Genomic DNA, 15,332 nt, shown 5'->3' with positions numbered 1-15,332 from the left:
ACAACCCCCTGTGCTGAACGATCTCGACGAACGCATCGTGCACGCCCTCGCCGAGGACGCCCGCCGCTCCTACGCGGACATCGGGCAGATGGTGGGCCTGTCCGCGCCCGCGGTGAAGCGGCGCGTGGACCGGCTCCGCGCCACCGGAGCCATCACCGGATTCACCGTCCGGGTGGATCCGGCGGCGCTCGGCTGGGAGACCGAGGGATTCATCGAGATCCACTGCCGGCGCAACACCTCGCCGGAGACCATCCAACGGGGTCTGGAGCGCTACCAGGAGGTCGTGGCCGCGTCGACCGTCACCGGCGACGCGGACGCGATCGCCCAGGTGTTCGCCTCCGACATGCGCCACTTCGAGCGGGTCCTGGAGCGCATCGCGGGCGAGCCGTTCGTGGAACGGACCAAGTCGGTCCTGGTCCTGTCGCCCCTGCTGCGCCGCTTCTCCTCCGGCGCGCCTGGGTAGGAAGGCACGGTTCTCCGCACCTTCCGGGCAGGCTGCGCCGCAGTACCGCAGGGGCGCGGGGGACCGCGCGAGCGACCACGGCGGACCCGCGCCCCGCGACGAGCACAAGCCCCCGCTCTACTCCGCCGCCTTCCGCGCGAGCGGATTGTTGCCGATCGAGTTGTGCACGCTGAAGCTCACCGCGTCCGGCCGGTAGCGGTCGTCCGACCACTCGACCGGCCGGCCCTCCCGTGTCGTCGTCACGCGCCGCACCCGCAGCAGCGGGCTGGTGCGGCGGACCCCCAGCAACTCGGCGTCCAGTGCGCCGCAGGCCACCGCGTCGATGACGTGCTCGCCGTAGGCGAAGACCAGACCGGTGTCGTCGTACAGGCGCTGGGTGACCGACGGGCAGTCGGGTTCGATCACCTCGACCGCGGGGGAGATCCAGTCGGCGTACACCGTGCGCTCCAGCAGCACCGGTTCGCCGTCCAGGCCGCGCACCCGCAGGACGTGCAACACCGGGGTGCTGACGGTGAGTTGCAGGCGTACCGCGTCCTCGTGGCCGGCCGGGCGGTACTCCTGGGTCACCACGTGGCCGGTCGCCTCGTGCCCCATGGCCCGCGCCCACTGCGCGAAGCTGCGCAGTTCCTCGAAGCTCTGGCTGCGGCGGCTGGCCAGGACCACCCGCCGGGCGCCCTGCCGGGACCCGATGAGCCCCTCGGCGGTGAGGGCGGCGACGGCCTGGCGGACCGTGCCGCGCGAGACGCGGTAGTGCGCGGCCAGCTCCGACTCCGAGGGCAGCCGGCTGCCGACCGTGTACTCCTCGCGGTCGATCGCGCGGCGCAGTTCGTCCGCGATCTCCTCGTGTCGCGCCGTCATGCTTCCCCTCTGCGTAGGCCGCTGTGCACAGCGTGACCAGCCTAATAGACGTCGGCTGGTGATCCGTGTCAGCCGGAACTGTGCAGGGACACGGGGTCTGCTGTTTCGCCGGTGTTCATGGACAGGACACCGACGCCGGGCGTACTGAGGCCAACTTGTTCATACAAGTTCTCACTCCACTCCCGTGCGCCCCCTGGAGAGACCGTGACCGTGTCCCTGCCGAGAAACGCCGTCCTCGGCGGCTCCCTCGCCGTCGTCGCCGCGCTCGCGCTCAGCGCCTGCGGCGCCGCGCCCGACAACGCGTCCAGCACCACCAAGACCGGCAAGAACGCCGCCACCGCCACCTCCGCGGCCGACTTCGGCGGCATGGACGCCCTGGTCGAGGCGGCCAAGAAGGAGGGCAAGCTGCACATCATCGCGGTGCCCCGCGACTGGGCCAACTACGGCGCGATCATCGACGGCTTCCAGAAGAAGTACGGCATCAAGATCGAGGACGAGAGCCCCGACGGCTCCAGCCAGGACGAGATCAACGCCGTCACCTCCAGGAAGGGCCAGGACCGCGCGCCCGACGTCCTCGACCTCGGCAGCTCCTTCGCCCTCAGCGCCGCCCAGCAGGGGCTGCTCGCGCCGTACGAGGTGGCCTCCCACGGCGACATCCCCGAGGCCCAGAAGGACCCGAAGGCCCGCTGGTACAACGACTACGGGGGCTACATCTCCATCGGCTGCGACGCCAAGCGGGTGAAGTCCTGCCCCACCACCTTCAAGGACCTGCTCAAGCCGCAGTACAAGGGCCAGGTCGCGCTCAACGGCAACCCCACCAAGTCCGGCTCCGCCTTCGGCGGCGTCTACGCGGCCGCGCTCGCGAACGGCGGCTCCTTCGACGACATCCAGCCCGGCCTGGACTTCTTCGCCGAGCTGAAGAAGAACGGCAACTACACGCCGGTCGAGTCCACCCCGGCCACCGTGGAGAAGGGCGAGACGCCGATCTCCATCGACTGGGACTACCTGAACGCCGGCTACGCCGAGGAGTTCACCTCGAAGGGAGTCGACTGGAAGGTCTCCATCCCGGCGGACGGCCAGTACGCCCAGTACTACTCCCAGGCCGTCAACAAGGACGCCCCGCACCCGGCGGCGGCCCGCCTGTGGCAGGAGTACCTGTACAGCACCGAGGGCCAGAACCTGTGGCTCAAGGGCTACGCCCGCCCCGCCCTGATGACCGCCATGGACAAGGCCGGCACCCTCGACAAGACGGCCGCCGGCAAGCTCCCGAAGGTCAGCGGCACCCCCTCCTTCCCGACCGAGGACCAGCAGAGCAAGGCCAAGACGGCCCTCGCGCAGGGCTGGGGGAAGGCCGTCTCCGGATGACCGCCGCCCTCCCGCGCGCGGACGTGGCGCCCGTCGCTTCGGCGAAGCGGCGGCGCCGCGCCCCCGGCTGGCTCGCCGTGGTGCCCCTGCTGGCGTTCACGGCGATCGCCTTCGGACTGCCGGCCCTGGCGGTCCTGGACGGTGCCTTCACGGTCAAGGACCCGACGACGGGCACCGCCTCCTACACCGCCGCGAACCTCACCGCCTCGCTCCGGGGCCCGTACCTCACCGCCCTGCTCGGCAGCGTGAAGCTGTCCGCGGTCTCCGCCGCGCTCGGCGCCCTGCTCGGGCTGCCGCTCGCCCAGGCCGTGGCCGGCTCCCGCTCCCGCGCGCTGCGCGAGGCCGTGCTGACCGCGTCCGGTGTGCTCGCCAACTTCGGCGGCGTCCCGCTGGCCTTCGCCTTCGTCGCCACCCTCGGCAACGCGGGCGTGCTGACCGTGCACCTCGGCCTGAAGGACAGCGGCTGGGACCTGTACAGCTTCTGGGGACTGGTCCTCGTGTACCTGTACTTCCTGATCCCGCTGATGGTCCTCACCATCACCCCGGCCCTGGACGGCCTGCGCTCCCAGTGGCGGGAGGCCGCGCTGAACAACGGCGCCACCGGTGTGCAGTACTGGCGGCACGTGGCCCTGCCCGTGCTGGCGCCCTCCCTGCTCGGCGGCCTGGTGCTGCTGTTCGGCAGCGCCTTCGCCGCCTACGCCACCGCCGCGGCGATGGTCGGCAGCGCGGTCCCGCTGGTCACCCTGCAGATCGCCGACGCCCTGTCCGGCAACGTCCTGGTCGGCCAGGAGAACGTGGCCCTCGCCCTCAGCCTCGACATGGTGCTGGTGGCGGGCCTGGTGATGGCCGTCTACCTGCCCCTGCAACGACGGAGCGCCCGATGGCTCGACGCCTGACCCCCTGGCGGTGGGCCGTCCTCGGCCTGGCCGCGCTGTACTTCCTGGTGCCGCTCACCGCCTCCGTGATCTTCACGGTCGACGTGCCCGGGCAGGGCGTCACCTTCGACGCCTACACCCGGATCCTGTCCACCGAGGGCTTCGTCTCCAGCCTGCTGCTGTCGCTGGAGCTGGCCGTCGCCACCATCGCGGTCGTCCTGCTGCTGACGGTGCCCGCCGTGGTCGCGCTCAGGCTCGGTGCGCCGCGGATGCGGCCGGTGGTCGAGGTGGTGTGCTCGCTGCCGCTGGTGGTGCCGCCGATCGCGTTCGTCGCCGGGATCGTCACCGTGCTCAAGTGGGGCCCGGAGCACCTGTCCCGGACCCCGCTGTTCCAGACGTTCGTGGTGATCCAGAACGAGAACTTCCCCGTGGTCCTCGTCCTCGCGTACGTCGTGATGGCGCTGCCCTTCGTGTACCGCGCCCTGGACGCCGGCCTGCGCTCCATCGACGTGGGGACCCTCGTCGAGGCCGCCCGCAGCTGCGGTGCCTCCTGGCCGCAGGCGCTCGTCCGGGCCGTGCTGCCGAACCTGCGCGGTGCCCTGCTGAACGCGTCCTTCCTCACCCTGGCGCTGGTCCTCGGCGAGTTCACCGTCGCCCAGCTGCTCGGCTTCAGGCCCTTCGCGGTGTGGATCTACAACGTCGGCGGCTCGCAGGCCCAGATGTCCGTCGCCGTGTCCGTGCTCAGCCTGCTCGTCACCTGGGCCCTGCTCCTCGCGCTCGCCGGTGCCGGCGGCGGACGCACCCGAACCGCTTCTTCCCGGGGATGAACCGTCATGACCGTCACCACGCCTGAGAAGGCCACGGCCGAAAAGGCCGCCACCGTCGAATTCCGCGGTCTGCGCCGGGAGTTCGGCGCCACCGTCGCCCTCGACGGGCTCGACCTGACCGTCCGGCCGGGGGAGTTCCTGGCCCTGCTCGGCCCGTCCGGCTGCGGCAAGACCACCGCGCTGCGCATGCTCGCCGGGTTCGAGCATCCCGACTCCGGCGCCGTCCTGGTGGACGGCGAGGACGTCACCCGGGTCCCGGCCCACCGCCGCGACGCCGGGATGGTCTTCCAGTCGTACAGCCTCTTCCCGCATCTGGACGCCGTCGACAACGTCGCCTTCGGGCTGCGGATGCGCAAGGTCCGCACAGCCGAACGCCGCGCCCGCGCGGCCGAGTTGCTGGAACTGGTCGGCCTCGGCGACAAGGGCGCCCGCTACCCGCACCAGCTCTCCGGCGGCCAGCAGCAGCGCATCGCGCTCGCCCGCGCCCTCGCGCTGCGCCCACGCGTGCTGCTGCTCGACGAGCCGCTGTCCGCGCTGGACGCCAAGGTGCGCCTCACCCTGCGCGAGGAGATCCGCCGGCTCCAGCAGGAGCTCGGCATCACCACCCTGTTCGTCACCCACGACCAGGAGGAGGCCCTGTCGGTCGCCGACCGGGTCGCCGTCATGCGGGCCGGGCGGCTCGAACAGTGCGCCGGGCCCGCCGAGCTGTACGGGCGCCCGGCCACCGCGTTCGTCGCCGAGTTCGTGGGCACCATGAGCCGCCTGCCGGGCGAGCTGAGGGACGGCACCGTCGAGGTGCTCGGGCAGCGGCTGCCCGCCGAGGGCGAGGTGCCCGACGGCGCGGTGGACGTGCTGGTGCGGCCCGAGGCCGTCCGGCTGCACACCGACGAGCGGGGCGGTGCCCGCGTGGTCGCCACCGCCTTCCTCGGCGCGGTCGTCCGGGTCACCGTACGGCTCGCCGACGGCACCGAGGCCAAGGCCGACCTGCCCGCGCACGAGGCCGCCGGGCTCGGCGCCGGAACCGCCGCCACCGTATCGCTGCCCGAGCGGCCCGTGCTGGTGGCCGAACGTATCCAGAAGTGAGGAAAGACCCCGACGTGACCCCCCACGCCCCCGACCGCCCCCACCGCCGGCTGCATGCCGTCCTGTTCGACATGGACGGCACCCTCGTGGACACCGAACGCCTGTGGTGGGAGGCGGTCGAGCAGGTCGCCGGACGGCCGCTGACCGAGGCCGATCAGCCGGAGGTGCTCGGCCGCCCCGTCGAGCACACCGCCGGCTGGCTCGGCGCGGCCACCGGCAGGCCGGCCGCCGATCTCGTCGCCGTCCTGCACCGCGAGTTCGCCGAGCGCGTCCGCACCGGCATCGTGCCCCGCCCCGGCGCCGTCGAGCTGCTGGACGCGCTCGCCGCCGACGGCGTGCCCGCAGCCCTGGTCACCGCGTCCCCGCGCGCGGTCGCCGACGTCGTCCTCGACGCGCTGGGCACCCACCGGTTCGCGGCCTCCGTCACCGCCGACGACACCGCCCGCACCAAACCCGCCCCCGATCCCTACCTGGCCGCCTGCCGGGCCCTCGGTGTCGACCCGGCGGCCTGTGTCGCCGTCGAGGACACCGAGACCGGCGTCGCCTCCGCCGAGGCCGCCGGGTGCACGGTGCTCGCCGTGCCCTCGCTCGCGCCGATCGGCGAGGCGCCCGGCCGGACCGTGCGGGACAGCCTGGCCGGGGTCACGGCCGCCGACCTGGAGCGGATGGCCGTTCCCCGGCTCCGCGTGATGAGCTGGAACCTGTGGCTCGGCGGCAGCGAGGTCGACGACCACCGGGCCAAGCAGGTCCGCGCGGTCGTGGAGAGCGGTGCCGACGTCGTCGGGCTCCAGGAGACCGGCGGGACGGCCGCCCAGGAACTGGCCGAGGCCCTCGGCTGGCACCACCACCGGGCCGGCGAGAACCTCGGCGTCCTCAGCCGCCACCCCGTCACCGCCCGCTTCGGCGACCCGGACGTCGGTTTCTACGGCGCCGCCGGTGTCCGGATCGCGGTCGCCCCCGGCCGCGAGGTGGACATCTGGACCGCGCACCTGCACTACACGCCGTACGGGCCCTACGAGGCCGCCTTCGACGGACTGCCGGCGGCCGCGCTGATCGCCCACGAGGAGCCGCGGCTGAGCCAGATGCGGGACGCGCTGGACCGGATCGCCGAGTCGTCGGACGACGGCGTCCCGGTCGTCCTCGTCGGCGACTTCAACTGCCCCTCCCATCTGGACTGGCCGGACGTGCGCTGGCCGGTGACCGAGGCGGCCGAGGACGCGGGGTTCGCCGACTCCTTCCGCGCGGCCCACCCCGACCCGGTCGCCGAACCCGGGCACACCTGGTCGCCGGTCCATCCGGTGCACGAGGACGGCAGCGGACGGCCCGAACCGCAGGACCGGATCGACTACGTCCTGCACCGCGGACTGACCGTGCTCGACTCCCGGACGCTGGTCACGGGCACCCCGCGGGCCTGGCCGGACGTGGCGGGCAACGACTGGCCCTCCGACCACGCGGCGGTCGTCACCACCTTCGCCCTGCCCGCCGGGTGACCCGGGGTTACCGCAGGTCACCATTGCGGGGCCGGTGCTGATCCCGTAGGTTGTGCCGAACTTTCTACCGACTGGTAACACCGGCAGGTCTCCATGCGCTGGCCCCTCGGCCGTCCCACCACCGTTCGTGCGCGGATCGTGGCGCTCGCGCTCGCCCCCGCCGTCGCCCTGATGGCCCTGTGGAGCTTCGCCATGGTGTCCGTCACCGCCGAACTGCGCGCGCTGGTCCGGCTCCAGGGGGTGTACGAGGACTTCGGCACCCCCGTGGACACCGCGATCGGGCAGATCCAGATCGAGCGGCGGATGTCCGCCACCTACCTGGGCGGCCGCCTCGACACCACCACCGCCGGGCGGCTGCTCGGCCAGCAGCGGCGCACCGACCGGGCCGTGGACGCCATGCGGCAGGCGGTCCGGGACGGTGACCGGGACCGGCTCACGGACCGTCAGCGGCAGGCGCTGGACACCATGGTGAAGGCCACCGGCAGACTGGAGGCACTGCGCGAACGCGTCCTGTCCCGGCGGCTCAGCTGGGACCGGGCCGTGGACGAGTACAGCGCGCTCGTCGAGCCCGGCTTCGACGTGCAGTCCACGCTCACCGCGCTCCAGGCCGGACAGCTCGCCCGCGAGGCACAGGTCGTCGTCGAGCTGGTCCGGGTCCGGGAGTTCGTCTCCCGGGAGGACGCCCTCGTCGCGGGCGCACGCGCGGCCGGCACGCTGACCGACCGGCAGTACGACAGCCTGACCGCGGCCATCGAGGACCGGCGCGTCTTCGAGCGGACGTACGTGCCGGACCTGCCCGCGGACTCGCGGGCCCTGTTCGAGCGGTTCGCCCGGGACGACCTGCACCGCTCCCTGGAGGGGGGCGAGGACGCGCTGCTGCGCTCCGGTGCCGCCGGTGCCGGGCGGGCCGTCGCCACCGACAGCTGGCGCTCCACCACCGACCGGGCCGTCAAGCGGTACATGCTGCTGTGCACCCGGTCCGCCGAGAACTCCGCCGCGCGCGGACGGGCCTTCGCCTACCGGGAGCTGACGAAGGCGGCCGTCGTCGGCGCGGTCGGGCTGGCCGCCGTGGCCCTGTCGCTGTGGTTCGCGGTGCGCGGCGCCCGGCGGATCTCCCGGCGCCTGGAGACCCTGCGGGACGCCGCCGACGTCCTCTCGCAGCGCCAACTGCCCGACGTCATGCGGAGACTGGGCGCCGGCGAGGAGGTGGACGCGGTCGCCGAGGCCCCGCCGCTCGCCGCCGACGACGTGCGCGACGACGAGATCGGGCAGGTCGGCCGGTCCTTCAACGCGGCCCGCCTGGCCGCCGTGGAGGCCGCGGTCCGGCAGGCGACCCTGCGCCGCGGTCTGTTCGCCGTCCTGCTCAACATCGCCCGGCGCAACCAGGCGCTCGTGCACCGCCAGCTGAAGCTCGTCGACACGCTGGAGCGGCGCACCGAGGACCCGGACGTGCTGCGCGAGCTCTTCCGCATCGACCACCTGACCACCCGGATGCGCCGGCACGCGGAGAGCCTGATCATCCTGTCCGGCTCCGCGCCCGGCCGCCGCTGGCGCAGGCCGGTGCCCGTCGCGGACGTCGTCGCGTCGGCCGTCGGCGAGATCGAGGACTACGCGCGCGTGGTCGTGCCGCCGATGCCGGAGACGGGCGTGGCCGCGGACGCGGTCGCCGACGTCGTGCACCTCGTCGCCGAGCTGCTGGAGAACGCCACGGTGTTCTCGCCGCCGCACACCCAGGTCACTCTGCGCACCGGCCGGGTGGGCGGCGGCTTCGTCCTGGAGATCGACGACCGGGGCCTCGGCCTCGACGCCGGGCAGCGGGCCGAGGCCCAGCGCACCCTCACGGACCCCGACGCCTTCGACCCGACCCGCCACGACCGGCTCGGCCTGTACGTCGTCGGCCGCCTCGCCGCCCTCCACGGCATCGAGGTGAGCCTGCGCGACTCGCCGTACGGCGGTACGACGGCGGTGGTGCTGCTGCCCGAGAGCGTGCTGGCGGAACCGGAGCCGGCGCGGGCCGGGGCGGACGTACGCCGGCCGGTGACGCGGGCGGAGACGGGCCGGGGAGCCGGAGCACGGCCGGGGCCGGACGGCACCGCGGACACGGCCACCGGCGCGCCGCCGGCGGGCACCGGGGGCCCGGCGACCGGTGTCCGAGCGGCGCGTGGGCTTCCCGGGCCGCGGACCGGTGAGGGGATCGCCCCGGTGCGGGAGCTGCCGACGAGGAGGCGGGCGCGGTCGCGGCCGGAGCCGGCACCCGCCGGACCGGTCGCGGAGCGGGACTCCGCCGCCCCGGCGCCAACCGCCCCGGCGCCTGCCGCTCAGGAACCTCCCGCCCCGGCGCCTGCCGCTCAGGAATCTCCCGGCCCGGAATCTCCCGCTCGGGAACCCGCCGCGGCCACGCCGGCGCTGCCTTCGCTGCCCAGTCGGACCCGCCAGGCCGCCCTGGCCCCCGAGCTGCGCGACGATCCGGCCGGCCCCGGGGCCGCGCCCGAGCGGGCCCTCGACCCCGAGGAGATGCGCGCGATCTTCGGCGCCTTCCAGCGGGGCCTCGACCGCGGCCGCAACGGCCTCCCCGCGACCGGGGAGCCGGTCGCGGACGGGACGCCCGCCCGGGCCGCCGACCCGACCACCCACGCCGACGAAGGGACGGACACCGACGATGCCCGGTGACGATCACAACCCCGAGCAGACCGACGTGCCCGCGGGAGCGCCCGGCACGGACCTGGGCTGGCTGCTGGACGACCTCGTCGCACGCACCGACCACGTACGCCAGGCCGTGCTGCTCACCGCCGACGGACTGCCGCTGAGCAGCTCCGACGGCATGCGCAGACGCGACATCGAGCACCTGGCCGCCATCTGCTCCGGCTTCCACGGCCTGGCCAGATCGGCGGGGGAGCGGTTCGCGGCGGGCGAGGTGCGGCAGACCATGGTGATGCTGGACGACGCCTACCTCTTCATCACCCCCGCCGGCCACGGCAGCAGGCTCGCCGTGCTGAGCGAGGCCCGGACCGACGTCGGTCAGCTCGCCCACGAGATGGCCCTCCTCGTCCGCCGCCTCGGCAGCCACCTGGACGCCGCGGCCCGATCGGGCTCCTGAACCGGCGTGAGCGACGAGCACTGGTACGAGGACGAGACCGGGTCGATGGTGCGCCCCTACACCGTGACCCGGGGCCGTACCCGGCCCGACGGCCGGCACACCGTCGACCTGATGTCCCGGGTCACCGCGCTGGACACCGACGGGCCGGATCACGCCGTGGACCACGCCGGTGCGGCCCTGCTCGAACTGGTCCGGCGCGGCCCCCGCCCCGTGGTGGAGCTCGCGGCGGACGCCGACCTCCCCCTCACCGTCGTCCGGGTCCTCCTCGGCGACCTGGCCGCGGCGGACCTGATCCGCATCGACGAGCCCCGGCGCGCGGGACCCGACGGCACCGCCACCGACCCGGTCCTGCTCCGCGAGATCGTCCAACGGCTCCGGCAGCTCTAGCACGGGCGCCGAGGCGACCGCCGTACCGGAGCTGACCAGCGGGGACGCGGCCGGTGAACCGACGGCGGTCTTTTTCCGCAGAGGCGGCGGCGGTCCCCACGCGAGCCCCTGCCCGCGCCCGAGCCCCCGCCCGCGGGGGCGCCGGCCCGACGGCCGCGCAACGAATCGCCGCCGAACCCGTGGTGCACGCAACAAACCGCGCACCGGCGCGCAACGGCTCCTTCTTGTCCGGCCGAGCGCCCCGAACGTACCTTTCTTCTGGCCCCCAAAAACCCTTTTCCGGTGAGGACCCCGCATGCGCACCGCCCTGCTCCAGAGCTCCGGCCGCCCCGGCTCCGTCGCCGAGAACCTCAAGGTCCTCGACGCCGCCGCGGGCCGGGCCGCCGCCGCGGGCGCCGTGCTGCTCGTCGCGCCGGAGATGTTCCTGACCGGGTACGCGATCGGCGACGACATCGCCCGCCTCGCCGAGCCCGCCGACGGCGAGTCCGCCGACGCGATCGCCGAGATCGCCGGCCGGCACGGCGTCGCGATCACCTACGGTTACCCGGAGCGCGACGGCGAGACCGTCTTCAACTCCGCCCAGCTGATCTCCACCGACGGCACCCGGCTCGCGAACTACCGCAAGACCCACCTCTTCGGCTGCGCCGAGCGCGAGCACTTCACGCCCGGCGAGCAGTCGCTCGTCCAGGCCCGGCTGGGCGGCCTGACCGTCGGCATCATGATCTGCTACGACGTCGAGTTCCCGGAGAACGCCCGCGCCCACGCCCTGGCCGGCACCGACCTGCTCGTCGTGCCGACGGCGAACATGCACCCCTTCCAGTTCGTCGCCGAGTCCATGGTGCCGGTGCGTGCCTGGGAGAACCAGATGTACGTCGCGTACGTCAACCGGGTCGGCGCCGAGGGCGAGTTCGAGTTCTTCGGGCTCTCCGCCCTCGCCGGGCCCGACGGGATCGCCCGCACCCGCGCCGGCCGCGGTGAGGAGCTGGTCGTCGCCGACGTCGACCCGGCCTTCCTCGCCGCCTCCCGCGAGGCCAACCCGTACCTGAAGGACCGCCGCCCCGGCCTGTACGGATCCCTGGTCTGACCCCCCCGAGCCCTCTCCGATCCACCCGCGCAAGGAGTCCGTACCCCATGACGTCCACGGTGCCCAACGCCGTCGAGCACACCGACGAGCAGCAGCCGCCGATCACCATGTTCGGCCCGGACTTCCCCTACGCCTACGACGACTTCCTCGCCCACCCGGCGGGCCTCGGGCAGATACCGGCGACCGAGCACGGCGCCGAGGTCGCGATCATCGGCGGCGGTCTGTCCGGCATCGTGGCCGCGTACGAGCTGATGAAGATGGGCCTCAAGCCCGTCGTCTACGAGGCCGACCAGCTCGGCGGCCGGCTGCGCACCGTCGGCTTCGAGGGCTGCGACGAGGAGCTCAACTGCGAGCTGGGCGCCATGCGGTTCCCGCCGTCCTCCACCGCCCTTCAGCACTACATCGACCTGGTCGGCCTGGAGACCACGCCGTTCCCGAACCCGCTGGCCGAGGCCACCCCGTCGACCGTGGTCGACCTCAAGGGCGAGTCGCACTACGCCGAGACCGTCGAGGACCTGCCCCAGGTCTACCGGGACGTGGCCGCCGCCTGGAACAAGTGCCTCGAGGACGGCGCCGACTTCTCCGACATGAACCGCGCGATGCGCGAGCGGGACGTCCCGCGCATCCGCGAGATCTGGGCGCAGCTCGTCGAGAAGCTCGACAACCAGACCTTCTACGGCTTCCTCTGCGACTCCGAGGCCTTCAAGTCCTTCCGGCACCGCGAGATCTTCGGCCAGGTCGGCTTCGGCACCGGCGGCTGGGACACCGACTTCCCGAACTCCATCCTGGAGATCCTCCGCGTCGTCTACACCGAGGCCGACGACCACCACCGCGGCATCGTCGGCGGCTCGCAGCAGCTGCCGCTGCGCCTGTGGGAGCGCGAGCCGGAGAAGATCGTCCACTGGCCGTACGGCACCTCGCTGAAGTCCCTGCACGCGGACGGCGAGCCGAAGCCGGCCGTGACCCGGCTGCACCGCACGGCGGGCAACCAGATCACCGTCACCGACGCCAACGGCGACATCCGCACCTTCAAGGCGGCCATCTTCACCGCCCAGTCCTGGATGCTGCTGTCCAAGATCGCCTGCGACGACTCGCTGTTCCCGATCGACCACTGGACGGCGATCGAGCGCACCCACTACATGGAGTCCTCGAAGCTCTTCGTGCCCGTGGACCGGCCGTTCTGGCTGGACAAGGACGAGGAGACGGGCCGGGACGTCATGTCGATGACGCTCACCGACCGCATGACCCGCGGCACCTACCTGCTGGACGACGGCCCGGACAAGCCGGCCGTGATCTGCCTGTCGTACACCTGGTGCGACGACAGCCTGAAGTGGCTCCCACTGTCCGCGAACGAGCGGATGGAGGTCATGCTGAAGTCGCTCGGCGAGATCTACCCGAAGGTCGACATCCGGAAGCACATCATCGGCAACCCGGTGACCGTCTCCTGGGAGAACGAGCCCTACTTCATGGGCGCGTTCAAGGCCAACCTGCCGGGCCACTACCGCTACCAGCGGCGCCTGTTCACGCACTTCATGCAGGACCGGCTGCCCGAGGACAAGCGCGGCATCTTCCTCGCCGGCGACGACATCTCCTGGACGGCCGGCTGGGCCGAGGGCGCGATCCAGACCGCGCTGAACGCGGTCTGGGGCGTCATGCACCACTTCGGCGGCGAGACCGACGCGGTCAACCCGGGCCCGGGTGACGTCTACGACGAGATCGCCCCGGTGGAGCTTCCCGAGGACTGACCGGGACAAGGACCAAGGCGCGGCCGGCCGGCCTCAGACTCCGGCCGCCCGCGCCTTTTCGAACACCTCGGCGGCGACGTCCGTCAGCTCCCGCGCGTCCCGCGCCTCGCCCTGGAGGTCGACGAGGATCTCGTCGAGTCCGATCCGGGCGTGGTCCACGAGATCGGCCACGATCTGGTCGACGCTGCCCTGGAAGGGCCTGCGGTCGGCGCCCTCGTACGGCTTGGCGCGCACGCCGGTGTTCGCCCGCAGCACCGTCCGGATCGGCCCGGTGCGCCCGCGCTCCTCGGCCATGTCCCGCAACCGCCGCCACTGGGCGGCGACCTGCTCCGCGCCGGTGCCCGTGGGCAGCCAGCCGTCGGCGTGGTCGACCAGCCGGCGCAGGGCCCTGCCGTTGCCCGCGGCGAGCAGGATCGGGATCGGCCGGGCGGGCTTGGGCCCGACCACCGCCGAGGCGATCCGGGTGACCGTGCCCTCGTGCACCACCGGATCCGGGCCCCACACCGCGCGGCACACCTCGATGGTCTCGTCCAGCACCCTGCCGCGTTCCTCGAAGGGCCGGACGCCCGAGGCTGCGTACTCGTCCAGGGACCAGCCGGTGCCGAGGCCGGCCACCACCCGGCCGCCGCTGGCCGCGTCCAGCGTGGCCAGGGCCTTGGCGAGCTGGAACGGCAGGTGCAGCGGTGCCACCAGCACACTGGAGCCCAGCTCCACCCGCCGGGTGGCCGCCGCCGCCAGCGTGAGGGTGACCAGCGGATCGGCCACCGCCCGGTAGCGGTCGGGCCAGGGCAGGCCCTCGATGCCGTACAGGCCCTGGGTGGCGGGCTCCGGGAACAGGGCACGCTCGAAGACCCACAGGCTGTCGTAGCCGATCTCCTCGGCCGCGCGCGCCACCCTCGGGACGTCGTCGCCGATCGAGTACTGCCGCATCTGGGGAAGTCCGAGTCCGAGCCGGGTCGCCATGCAGTCGCTCCTCTGCGGTCGGGTGTCGGCAGTTCAACTCCCCGCCGGGACGGAAGAGTTCCGCATACGGCACACCAGGGCGCCGACGGGCCGCGGTGGCCGGTGGAGGGCGGGCCGGATCAGCAGGCGAGCGGGGTCAGCAGCATCCGCCCGGCGAACCCCACCGCCGCGTCCAGCCGTTCGGTGAACTCCTCGGCCACGTCCCCGCAGCGGCGCAGTGCCCACAGCGCCCGCGCCGCCGCCCAGGTGGCGTCCCGGGCCCGCTCCAGGCTCCAGGAGCCCAGCAGATGGGTGAGCGGATCGGCGAGCTGGAGCAGGTCGGGGCCCGGCATCAGCTCCTCGCGGACGCGCTCCTCCAGCGAGACGAGGAGATCGCCCACGCGGTCGAACTCGTCCTCCAGCTCGGCCGGTTCGCAGCCGAGCGTGCGGCAGGCGTCCACCACGGCGAGCGCGAGATCGTGCCCGATGTGCGCGTTGATGCCCGCCAGCGCGAACTGCAGGGGGCGTACCCCGGGGTGGTGGCGGAGCTGGAACAGCGGCCGCCAGCAGGCGGGCGGACGGCGGTCCGCGGCCGCCGTGTCGACGGCCGCGAGATACCGCTCGGCGAACCGCACGTCCAGCGCGATCGCCGCCCGCGGGTCCGTGAACCTCCCGCCGTGCAGGTGCCGTCCGAACTCCTCGGTGACGGCCAGGTAGACGCGGTTGAACACGGCGACCCCGTCCCGCTCGGGCAGTGCCGCGTCGAGGGCGCGCATCCGGGAGAGGACCGCGTCGACGGGAGTGATGAGGTCTTCCGGCTGCGCCATGGGGGAAGGGTCCCAGCCCCGGGCCGACCGGTGTGCCGACCGGCCCGGGGCTTCGCCGGATCGGGGGAACGCGGGGCCGTACGGGATGCGGCACCGCGCGCACGTCAGGCGGACTCGCGGTGGAGGGGGAACGGCACCGGGAGCGGCCCGTGTGCCCTGCGGTCGGCCGGGCGGCGGGCCGCACGCGGCCGAGCCGTCCGGCACCGACTGCCGGCGACGGTGGCCGCGGCGGTCACCGGGATCGGCTTCCGGAGCACGGCCCACGAGATCGCCTACGACCGCCGGGCCC

14 protein-coding genes are annotated in these 15,332 nt (G+C 73.5%); 11 read left to right on the top strand and 3 right to left on the bottom strand.

What is annotated here, in order from left to right; all coding sequences use genetic code 11:
* Positions 1-10 precede the first annotated feature (10 nt).
* The gene (locus tag N8I86_RS08130; protein WP_073899367.1) at positions 11-463 is read left to right on the top strand and encodes an Lrp/AsnC family transcriptional regulator; all 453 of its coding nucleotides are present in this window, start codon (positions 11-13) and stop codon (positions 461-463) included.
* A 117-nt stretch (positions 464-580) separates the two neighbouring features.
* On the opposite strand, the gene N8I86_RS08125 is transcribed toward N8I86_RS08130, so the two are convergent.
* Entirely contained in the window at positions 581-1,321 is a 741-nt protein-coding gene (locus N8I86_RS08125; RefSeq protein ID WP_263277489.1) for a GntR family transcriptional regulator, read from the bottom strand.
* A gap of 204 nt (positions 1,322-1,525) precedes the next feature.
* Between N8I86_RS08125 and N8I86_RS08120 the strand changes: the two genes are divergently transcribed.
* The 10 genes from N8I86_RS08120 to N8I86_RS08075 all read left to right on the top strand — a co-directional run bounded on the left by N8I86_RS08120 (position 1,526) and on the right by N8I86_RS08075 (position 13,274).
* Positions 1,526-2,686 (top strand): ABC transporter substrate-binding protein, encoded by a 1,161-nt coding sequence (locus N8I86_RS08120; protein ID WP_123438525.1) that lies wholly within the window; start codon positions 1,526-1,528, stop codon positions 2,684-2,686.
* Positions 2,683-3,582, top strand: coding sequence for an ABC transporter permease (locus N8I86_RS08115; RefSeq protein ID WP_073899360.1), 900 nt, complete (start codon positions 2,683-2,685; stop codon positions 3,580-3,582). The genes N8I86_RS08120 and N8I86_RS08115 overlap by 4 nt, the downstream gene beginning before the upstream one ends.
* Complete coding sequence (locus N8I86_RS08110) at positions 3,567-4,388, top strand: ABC transporter permease (RefSeq protein WP_073899358.1); 822 nt, start codon at positions 3,567-3,569, stop codon at positions 4,386-4,388. Before N8I86_RS08115 ends, N8I86_RS08110 begins: the two co-directional genes overlap by 16 nt.
* A 6-nt stretch (positions 4,389-4,394) precedes the next feature.
* Positions 4,395-5,471 carry an ABC transporter ATP-binding protein gene (locus N8I86_RS08105; RefSeq protein WP_263277488.1) on the top strand — a complete coding sequence of 359 codons (1,077 nt, stop codon included), beginning with the start codon at positions 4,395-4,397 and terminating at the stop codon, positions 5,469-5,471.
* A 14-nt stretch (positions 5,472-5,485) separates the two neighbouring features.
* A complete protein-coding gene (locus tag N8I86_RS08100; RefSeq protein ID WP_263277487.1) occupies positions 5,486-6,961 on the top strand; it encodes an HAD-IA family hydrolase in 1,476 nt (491 codons plus the stop codon).
* Between the two features lie 93 nt (positions 6,962-7,054).
* Positions 7,055-9,631 (top strand): nitrate- and nitrite sensing domain-containing protein, encoded by a 2,577-nt coding sequence (locus tag N8I86_RS08095; protein WP_263277486.1) that lies wholly within the window; start codon positions 7,055-7,057, stop codon positions 9,629-9,631.
* Positions 9,621-10,058 (top strand): roadblock/LC7 domain-containing protein, encoded by a 438-nt coding sequence (locus N8I86_RS08090; protein WP_079192735.1) that lies wholly within the window; start codon positions 9,621-9,623, stop codon positions 10,056-10,058. Before N8I86_RS08095 ends, N8I86_RS08090 begins: the two co-directional genes overlap by 11 nt.
* Before the next feature lie 6 nt (positions 10,059-10,064).
* Positions 10,065-10,445, top strand: coding sequence for a DUF742 domain-containing protein (locus tag N8I86_RS08085; protein WP_263277485.1), 381 nt, complete (start codon positions 10,065-10,067; stop codon positions 10,443-10,445).
* Between the two features lie 295 nt (positions 10,446-10,740).
* On the top strand, positions 10,741-11,529 hold the full coding sequence (locus N8I86_RS08080) for a carbon-nitrogen hydrolase family protein (RefSeq protein ID WP_263277484.1): 789 nt from the start codon (positions 10,741-10,743) through the stop codon (positions 11,527-11,529).
* 47 nt (positions 11,530-11,576) lie between these two features.
* On the top strand, positions 11,577-13,274 hold the full coding sequence (locus N8I86_RS08075) for a flavin monoamine oxidase family protein (protein WP_073899350.1): 1,698 nt from the start codon (positions 11,577-11,579) through the stop codon (positions 13,272-13,274).
* 33 nt (positions 13,275-13,307) lie between these two features.
* On the opposite strand, the gene N8I86_RS08070 is transcribed toward N8I86_RS08075, so the two are convergent.
* Positions 13,308-14,237, bottom strand: coding sequence for an LLM class F420-dependent oxidoreductase (locus N8I86_RS08070; RefSeq protein WP_073899348.1), 930 nt, complete (start codon positions 14,235-14,237; stop codon positions 13,308-13,310).
* 119 nt (positions 14,238-14,356) lie between these two features.
* Entirely contained in the window at positions 14,357-15,043 is a 687-nt protein-coding gene (locus N8I86_RS08065) for a DUF5995 family protein (protein WP_073899346.1), read from the bottom strand.
* Positions 15,044-15,332: the final 289 nt, after the last annotated feature.

Source organism: Streptomyces albidicamelliae (genome assembly GCF_025642175.1).
Classification (GTDB): domain Bacteria; phylum Actinomycetota; class Actinomycetes; order Streptomycetales; family Streptomycetaceae; genus Streptomyces; species Streptomyces albidocamelliae.
The sequence above is the reverse complement of the archived record's forward strand: the minus strand, read 5'-3'. Positions and strand labels throughout refer to the sequence as shown.